The sequence below is a fragment of the Kineococcus arenarius subsp. arenarius genome (genome assembly GCF_050871845.1).
GTDB lineage: Bacteria > Actinomycetota > Actinomycetes > Actinomycetales > Kineococcaceae > Kineococcus.
Genome location: NZ_JBJLSE010000136.1, coordinates 1 through 8073 on the forward strand (window position 1 = coordinate 1; position 8073 = coordinate 8073).

Annotated in this window: 8 protein-coding genes; 5 read left to right on the top strand and 3 right to left on the bottom strand. The window is 77.3% G+C overall.

Annotated features, from left to right (window positions below):
* Positions 1-275: 275 nt before the first annotated feature.
* The gene (locus ACRYM0_RS19620) at positions 276-590 is read right to left on the bottom strand and encodes an antitoxin (RefSeq protein WP_432507538.1); all 315 of its coding nucleotides are present in this window, start codon (positions 588-590) and stop codon (positions 276-278) included.
* A gap of 98 nt (positions 591-688) precedes the next feature.
* On the opposite strand from ACRYM0_RS19620, the gene miaA reads away from it, so the two are divergent.
* Together miaA and dapF are read left to right on the top strand one after the other, a co-directional pair.
* Positions 689-1666, top strand: a complete 978-nt coding sequence (gene miaA / locus ACRYM0_RS19625) for a tRNA (adenosine(37)-N6)-dimethylallyltransferase MiaA (RefSeq protein WP_432507532.1) — start codon at positions 689-691, stop codon at positions 1664-1666.
* Entirely contained in the window at positions 1663-2631 is a 969-nt protein-coding gene (dapF, locus tag ACRYM0_RS19630; protein WP_432507533.1) for a diaminopimelate epimerase, read from the top strand. Before miaA ends, dapF begins: the two co-directional genes overlap by 4 nt.
* A 30-nt stretch (positions 2632-2661) precedes the next feature.
* On the opposite strand, the gene ACRYM0_RS19635 is transcribed toward dapF, so the two are convergent.
* Positions 2662-3294 carry a class I SAM-dependent methyltransferase gene (locus ACRYM0_RS19635; protein ID WP_432507534.1) on the bottom strand — a complete coding sequence of 211 codons (633 nt, stop codon included), beginning with the start codon at positions 3292-3294 and terminating at the stop codon, positions 2662-2664.
* Between the two features lie 135 nt (positions 3295-3429).
* Between ACRYM0_RS19635 and hflX the strand changes: the two genes are divergently transcribed.
* From hflX to ACRYM0_RS19650, 3 genes are all read left to right on the top strand, one after another.
* A complete protein-coding gene (hflX, locus tag ACRYM0_RS19640) occupies positions 3430-5028 on the top strand; it encodes a GTPase HflX (RefSeq protein WP_432507535.1) in 1599 nt (532 codons plus the stop codon).
* 94 nt (positions 5029-5122) lie between these two features.
* Complete coding sequence (locus ACRYM0_RS19645) at positions 5123-7165, top strand: ATP-dependent DNA helicase (RefSeq protein WP_432507536.1); 2043 nt, start codon at positions 5123-5125, stop codon at positions 7163-7165.
* A gap of 62 nt (positions 7166-7227) precedes the next feature.
* Positions 7228-7896, top strand: coding sequence for an aspartate/glutamate racemase family protein (locus tag ACRYM0_RS19650; protein ID WP_432507537.1), 669 nt, complete (start codon positions 7228-7230; stop codon positions 7894-7896).
* A 13-nt stretch (positions 7897-7909) separates the two neighbouring features.
* On the opposite strand, the gene ACRYM0_RS19655 is transcribed toward ACRYM0_RS19650, so the two are convergent.
* On the bottom strand, positions 7910-8073 hold a 164-nt coding region (locus ACRYM0_RS19655; protein ID WP_432507539.1), incomplete at its 5' end, for an integrase core domain-containing protein.

Consider the following 8073-nt stretch of genomic DNA (forward strand, 5'->3'; position numbering starts at 1 on the left):
CCGCACCTGCCGGTGCGGGGCCCTCGCGCGTGCTGCCCGTGCAGCGCCGTCGTCACATCGGCGGTGGTGCCGAAGGTCCCGGCTCGGGGTCCGGGCCCGGCGTGGGGCCGGGGTCGGGCAGCGGTGGCTGACCGGGCGTGCCCGGCTGCGGCACCTGGCTCGGCGGCTGCGGCGTGCCCGGTGCCGGGGTGGGGATCGTCATCTCGTCCTCCTGACGTGTCGGACGTGCTCGTTCCCGTGCGGGTCGTGCTGCTGCTGGGTGCCGGTCGCCCGCCTCAGCGGGAGGGGCCGGACATGGGGGTGCCGTCGGTGCGCGTGCCCCCGCGCATGGGGGTGCCCCAGCCCTCGAAGCCGGGGTGCACGCCGGCGGCCCGCTGCCAGCCGCTCTGCGCCACCTTCGTCGCCCGCTCCAGCGGGCCCGCGTAGCGGCCCTCGGTGCGCTCGTTGACGAACGTCGTGGCCTTGCGGATCACCGTGTCGGCCTGCCCGGAGTGCTGCCCGGCGAACTGCCCGGCCCGCGTGCGCGCCTGCTCGGCGGCCACCCGCGCCTGCTCCACGGCCTCGTCCAGCTTCAGCCCCAGGAACTTCATGGTGCCCACGGCCCCTCCTCACGTCCTCGGCGTCCCGCCGCGCCGGCGGCGCCGGCCGGTGCGTCCCTGCACCTCCAACTCTCTGCCACCATCGGCGCGTGGGCCAGTCGAGATCACCGCAGACCACGACCGCGCCCGGCTCGTCCGCCCCGCCCGTCGTGGCCGTCGTCGGCCCCACCGCCTCGGGCAAGTCGGACGTCGCGGTGGCGCTGGCGCACCTGCTGCCCGGCGGTGCCGAAGTCGTCAACGCCGACGCCATGCAGCTGTACCGGGGCATGGACGTGGGCACCGCCAAGCTGACCGTCCAGGAGATGCGGGGGGTGCCGCACCACCTCCTGGACGTCCTGGAGGTCACGCAGGCCGCCGACGTGGCCACCTACCAGCGGCAGGCGCGCGAGGCCTTCGAGGCGATCACCGCCCGCGGCCGCACGCCCCTGCTCGTGGGCGGCTCGGGCCTGTACGTGCGCGCCGCACTGGACGATATGCGCTTCCCCGGCACGGACGCGGCCGTGCGCGCCCGGTGGGAGGCCCGCCTCGCCGAGGCCGGCCCGCAGCGCCTGCACGCCGAGCTCGCCGCGCGCGACCCCGACGCGGCCGCACGCATCCTGCCCTCCAACGGCCGGCGCATCGTGCGCGCCCTGGAGGTCGGGGAGATCACCGGGGCGCCGTTCGCCGCGTCGCTGCCCGAGCAGCGCTACGTCCGCCCCGCCGTGCAGGTCGGCCTCGCGGTGCCGCGCGAGCAGCTCGACGCGCGCATCGACGCCCGTGTGCGCCGCATGTGGGACGCCGGGCTGGTGGCGGAGGTCCGGGCCCTGCAGGAGCGCGGGCTGCGCGAGGGCCTGACCGCCCCGCGCGCCCTGGGCTACGCGCAGGTCCTCGACGCCCTGGACGGCGTCACCACCGAGGCCGAGGCCGAGGAGCTGACCGCCCGGCTGACGCGCCGGTTCGCCCGCAAGCAGGAGTCCTGGTTCCGCCGCGACGACCGGGTGCGCTGGATCCCCGCCCCCGACGGCTGCGACCCCGAGCAGCTGGCCCGGCAGGTGCTGGCGCTGCTGCCCGTAGAGTCGCCCGCGTGAACGAGACCACCCCCGTCGGCGGGTTGCCCTTCGTCAAGGGCCACGGCACCGAGAACGACTTCGTCCTCGTCGCCGACCCCGACGGCACCTGGGACCCGTCGCCGGGACTGGTCGCGCGCCTGTGCGACCGCCGGGCCGGCATCGGCGGCGACGGGCTCATCCGGGCGGTGCGCAGCGACGCCCTCCCCGAGGGGGCCGGGCTGGCCGCCGAGGCGGAGTGGTTCATGGACTACCGCAACGCCGACGGCTCGATCGCCGAGATGTGCGGCAACGGGGTGCGGGTGTTCGCCGAGTTCCTGCTGCGCGAGGGCTTCCTGCCCGCCGAGGCCGGTGACGGCCGCTGGTTCACCGTGGGCACGCGCGCCGGGCTCAAGCGGCTGCGCCGCGAGGGGGAGGGGCGCTGGACGGCCGACATGGGCCGCTGGCACCTGACCGGCGGGGAACGCGCCCTCGCCGACGGCTCGGACGCCCTGGTCGTCGTGGACGGCCTGGGCGGTGTGCCGCGCCCGGCCCTGTCGCTGGACCTGGGCAACCCGCACACCGTCGTCGCGCTCGCCGAGCCCGCCGAGCTGGACGCCGCGGAGCTGCTGCGCGCCCCGCACGTGGAGCCGGTGCCCGCGCACGGCACGAACGTCGAGCTGGTCGTGCCGCTGCTGGCGGTGGACGTCACCGGCGACCACGTCGCCGACATCGGCGAGGTGCGCATGCGCGTGCACGAGCGCGGCGTCGGCGAGACGCGCTCCTGCGGCACCGGCGCGTGCGCCGCGGCGCTGGCCACCCGCGCGTGGGCGGGGGAGGGCTCGCCCGACGTGTGGCGGGTGGAGGTGCCCGGCGGGGAGGTCGTCGTGACGGTCGCGCAGGGGTCCACCCTCGTCGAGGGGACCGTGTGGCTGACCGGTCCGGCCGTGCTGGTCGCGGCCGGCACCCTCGACCCGCACCTGCTGGACGTCCCCACCCCCGCCTGAGCCCGCCCGCGGCGAGGGGGCCCCGGGCGCTCAGCCGCGCCGGACGGTGAGGACCCGGAACCCCTTGGACGAGGCCGCGCGCGTCGTCGCCGCGTCGGGCAGCACCGCCGGCAGCCGCTCGTCCAGCCACCGGTGCAGGGAGTCGGCGCCGAGGTTCTTCTGCACCACCAGGTGCGCCTCGCCACCGGGCGCCAGGCGCGGCAGCCAGCGCAGCAGGAGCGCGTGCAGCGCCTCCTTGCCCACCCGGATCGGCGGGTTGGACCACACCTGCTCGAAGGCCACGTCGGCCGGCACCTCGTCGGGCGGGCACGCGCGCACCGGCACCCCCAGGCGCTCCGCGTTGCGGCGCACCAGGTCCAGGGCGCGCTCGTTGACGTCCACGGCCCACACCCGCCGCTGCGGCTGGCGCAGCGCCAGCGTCAGCGCCACCGGGCCCCACCCGCAGCCGAGGTCCAGCACGTCGCCGCCGGCCGCCGGCTCGTCGGGCACCAGGGGCAGCAGCACCGAGGTGCCCGGGTCCACGCGCTCGGCGCTGAAGACGCCGCGCGCCGTCTGCACCGTCACCGCGCGCCCGGCCAGCTCCACCTCGAGGTCGCGCCGCTCGTCGGGGGTGGCGGGGCGGGCCGTGAAGTAGTGCTGCTCGTCCCCCGGGGTGCTCGCCACGCTGGAGAGGGTAGGGCGCGGCGCGCCCCCGGCCCGACACGCCCGCGCGGAACGCGGAATCCCGTGGACCCCGGGCCGGTTGAGAAGGATGCTGGTCCCCTCAACCCGTGAGGGTCAGCACGACCTGGGAGGTCCATGAACCACCGCTCTTCGCCGGTCCAGCCGTCCGCGACGCAGCCGTCGACGGACAGCGCGCACGACGACCGGCACGCACCCGTGCCGGCCGCCGCCCGCGAGCGGGACCGCGACGCCGAGTTCGACCGCGCACTGGCCCGGATCCTCGCCGGCCACGACGTCGCGGCACCCACCACCGGCGACGAGGCGGCAGACGGCTCCGGCGAGCGCGACTACGACGGCGACCAGCTCGACCTGGCCGACCGCCGCGCGCTGCGCCGCGCCGCCGGCCTGTCCACCGAGCTCGCCGACGTCACCGAGGTCGAGTACCGCCGGTTGCGCCTGGAGCGCGTCGTCCTGGCCGGGATCTGGTCCAGCGCCGACTCCAGCCGGGCCGAGGCCGAGGTGTCCCTGCAGGAGCTGTCCGCGCTGGCCGCCACCGCCGGCTCGGACGTCCTCGCCGGCGTCCTGCAGCGCCGCTCCACCCCCGACCCGGCCAGCTACCTGGGGGCCGGCAAGGCCGCTGCGCTGGCCGAGCTCGTGGCCGCCGAGGGGGCGGACACCGTCGTCTGCGACGGGGAGCTGTCCGCGTCCCAGCGCCGCGGGCTGGAGGACATCGTCAAGGTCAAGGTCGTGGACCGCACGGCCGTGATCCTGGACATCTTCGCCCAGCACGCCAAGAGCCGGGAGGGCAAGGCCCAGGTCGAGCTCGCCCAGCTGGACTACCTGCTGCCGCGCCTGCGCGGCTGGGGCGAGTCGATGTCCCGGCAGGCCGGTGGCCGCGTCGCCGGCGGTGCCGGGATCGGCTCGCGCGGTCCCGGTGAGACGAAGATCGAGCTGGACCGCCGCCGCATCCGCTCCCGCATGGCCAAGCTGCGCCGGGAGATCCGCGCCATGGGCACCTCCCGCGACGCCAAGCGCTCCCTGCGCGTGGCGCGCGCGGTGCCCTCGGTGTCCATCGCCGGGTACACCAACGCCGGCAAGTCCTCGCTGCTCAACCGCCTCACCGGGGCGGGCGTGCTGGTGGAGGACGCGCTGTTCGCGACCCTGGACCCCACGGTCCGGCGCGCGCAGACGCCGGAGGGGCGCCCCTACACGCTGGCCGACACCGTCGGCTTCGTGCGGCAGCTGCCGCACCAGCTCGTCGAGGCGTTCCGCTCCACCCTGGAGGAGGTCGCCGAGGCCGACCTCGTCCTGCACGTCGTGGACGGGTCACACCCCGACCCCGAGGGGCAGCTGGCGGCGGTGCGCTCGGTCCTGGCCGAGGTCGGCGCCCAGCGGGTGACCGAGCTGGTGGCGATCAACAAGGCCGACGTCGCCGACCCGGAGGTCGTGCAGCGCCTGCTGGCGCGCGAGCGCGGCGCCGTCGTCGTCTCGGCGCGCACCGGCGAGGGCGTCGAGCAGCTGCGCGAGCGGATCGCGGAGCTGCTGCCGGTGCCGGACGTGGAGGTCGAGGTGTGCGTGCCGTACGAGCGCGGTGAGCTCGTGCACCGCGTGCACACCACCGGTCAGGTCCTCGCCGAGGAGCACACCGCCGCAGGCACGCGCCTGCTGGCCCGGGTCCGCCCGCGGCTGGCGGCCGAGCTGGCACCGTTCCGGCTCAGCGTCGCGCGCGCCTGAGCAGCGGTGTCCACAGCACCTCCCGCCCGGCCCGTCCGGGCGGGGGGTGTGGACGCCGTCCGGGCCGGGTGCGCGCGTCGGCGAGGATGGTCCGGTGAGCGCGCCCAGCCCCGAGCAGGTCCACGAGGAGGCCGACGGCCGTGACGCCGCCGGCCTCCTCGACGTCGTGGTGCAGGCGCTCGGCGGGCAGCGGCGCGAGGGGCAGGCGCGCATGGCGCTCGCCGTCGCCGACGCCGTCCGCGACGAGCGCCACCTGCTGGTGCAGGCCGGCACCGGCACCGGCAAGTCCATGGCCTACCTGGTGCCCGCCGTGGCGCACGCCGTGCGGGAGGGCTCGCGCGTGGTGGTCACCACCGCCACCCTCGCGCTGCAGGCCCAGGTCGTCGAGCGGGACCTGCCGCGCCTGGCCCGCGCCCTGACCCCCGAGCTGGGGCGAGAGCCCACGTGGGAGCTGCTCAAGGGCCGCGCCAACTACGTGTGCCGCAACAAGCTCGACGGCGGCTTCCCCGTGGAGGAGGCCGCGCTGTTCGACGTGCCCGCCGGCGGCACCGGTGCGGGCGGCGGCGACGCCGGCCGGCTGGGCCGGGAGGTGGTGCGGCTGCGCGAGTGGGCGGCGAGCACCACCACGGGGGACCGCGACGAGCTGGACCCCGGCGTCAGCGAGCGCGCCTGGCGGCAGGTGGCCGTCTCCGCCCGCGAGTGCCTGGGCTCGCAGCGCTGCCCGGTGGCCGCTGAGTGCTTCTCCGAGCGGGTGCGCGCCCGCGCCCGCGAGGTCGACGTCGTGGTCACCAACCACGCCATGACCGCCATCGACGCGCTGGAGGGCTCCGGGCAGCTGCTGCCCGAGCACGACGTCCTCGTCGCCGACGAGGCCCACGAGCTGGCCGACCGCGTCACCGCGGTCGCCACCGCCGAGCTGTCCGCCGCCGTCCTGGGGGCGGCGGCCCGGCGCCTGCGCCGCTCGGCCGGCATCGTCAGCGAGGCGCTGGAGGACGCCGCCGCGGCCCTGGAGGCGGCCCTGGAGGACGCCCCGCCCGGCAGGCTGGAGGACTGGCCCGCGCCGCTGGCCGCGGCCGTGACCGCCGCGCGCGACGCGGCCCGCACCGCCCTGAGCGACCTGAAGACCGCCGCCGAGGGCGCCGGCAAGGAGGAGGACGCCGAGGCCCGTGGCGCGCGCCACCTCGCCCGCGCTGCCGTGCAGGAGGTCTTCACCGTGGCCGAGCGCCTCGCGGAGGGCTCCGAGCACGACGTCGCCTGGGTCACCGCCGGCGCTCCGGGGGGCTCTCGCGCGCCGTCGCTGCACGTGGCTCCGCTGTCCGTCGCCGGCCTGCTGCGCGAACGGGTCTTCACCGACCGCACCGTGGTGGCCACCTCCGCCACGCTCACCCTCGGCGGCTCCTTCGAGCCGGTGGCCGGGGCGTTCGGCCTGCGCGCCGGGCGCCGGGACGTGGTCCCGTGGACCGGTCTGGACGTCGGCAGCCCCTTCGACTACGCCCGCCAGGGCATCCTCTACGTCGCCCGCCACCTGCCGCCGCCCGGGCGCTCCGGCGTGGCCGACGCCGTCCTCGACGAGCTGGCCGCGCTCCTGGACGCCGCCGGCGGACGCACCCTCGGGCTGTTCTCCTCCCGCCGCGCCGCCGAGGAGGCCGCCGCCGGCGTGCGCGAGCGCACCGGCCGCACCGTGCTGTGCCAGGGCGAGGACCGCCTGCCCCGCCTCGTGCGCCGCTTCTCCGACGAGCCGGCGACCTCGCTGTTCGGCACGCTGTCGCTGTGGCAGGGCGTGGACGTGCCCGGGGCGGGGTGCCAGCTGGTGGTCATCGACCGCATCCCCTTCCCGCGCCCGGACGACCCGCTGATGTCCGCGCGCGCCCGGGCGGTGGACAGCGCCGGCGGCAACGGTTTTCTGACGGTCTCCGCCGCCCACGCCGCGGTGCGCCTGGCCCAGGGGGCGGGCCGGCTCGTGCGCGCCTCGGGCGACCGCGGCGTGGTGGCCGTGCTCGACCCCCGCTTGGCCACGGCCCGCTACGGGGGCTTCCTGCGCGAGAGCCTGCCGGCGTTCTGGCTCACGGCCTCGCCCGAGGTCGCCCGCGAGGCGCTGCGCCGGCTGGACGCCGCCGCGGCTGCGCCGGGCGGGTGAGGATCCCGCGCGGGACGCCGGGCGGTGCTGACCGGCGGGCCGGCACCTGGCATCCTCACCCCGTGGCCACCGTCGGCTTCCTGCACACCGCGCACGCGCACGTGCGCACCTTCCGCGACCTCCTGCACCAGCGCGACGAGACCGTCGCCGACCGACACCTGGTCGACACCGGCCTGCTGGCCGCCGCGCGCGAGAACGGCGCGGCGAGCGTGCGGGCCGCGCTCGCGGACCGGCTGCGCCGGCTGGTCGCCGAGGGCGCCGACGTCGTCGTGAGCACGTGCTCGGAGACGGGGCCGGAGGCCGAGCGCGTCGGTGAGCGGACGGGTGTGCGGGTGCTGCGCGTGGACCGGCCCATGGCCGAGGCGGCGGTGCTCGCCGGGCGGCGCATCGCCCTGGTCAGCTCCCTGGACGAGGCGGCCGCCACGCTGCGGCCCCTGCTGCGCGAGTCGGCGGCCGCAGCGGGCCGCGAGGTGCGGTTCGTCGAGGTGCGCTGCCCCGACACCTGGTCCGCCTTCGAGTCCGGCGACGTGCTGACGTACTCGGCGAGCGTCGCGGACGCCGTGCGGCGCGCGGTGCGGGCGCTGGAGCCGCCGGTGGAGGTCGTCGTGATGGCGCAGGCCAGCATGGTGGGTGCCGCGCTGCTGCTGCGGGACCTGGACGTCCCCGTGCTCACCTCCCCGCGGCTGGCGGTGGAGGCGGCGGTGGAGGCGGTGGTTCCGGTCGGCCGCTAGCTGTACTCGGCCATCACGTTGGTGACAGGCGGCTGGTCGGGGGCTGCCCGGCCAGGGCGCAGTGGGCTCGGGTGGTGTTGTAGTGGATCAGCCAGGGACTCAGGGCCGTGGTGCGCTGGATGTTGCTGGTGAAAGGCTGCCGGTAGGCCCACTCCTGCGCCAGGGTGCGGTTGAAGC

Coding starts and splice junctions, on each gene's coding strand:
- ACRYM0_RS19620 (WP_432507538.1), bottom strand. CDS start 590: ATGAAGTTCCTGGGGCTGAAGCTGGACGAGGCCGTGGAGCAGGCGCGG.
- hflX (WP_432507535.1), top strand. CDS start 3,430: ATGAACCACCGCTCTTCGCCGGTCCAGCCGTCCGCGACGCAGCCGTCG.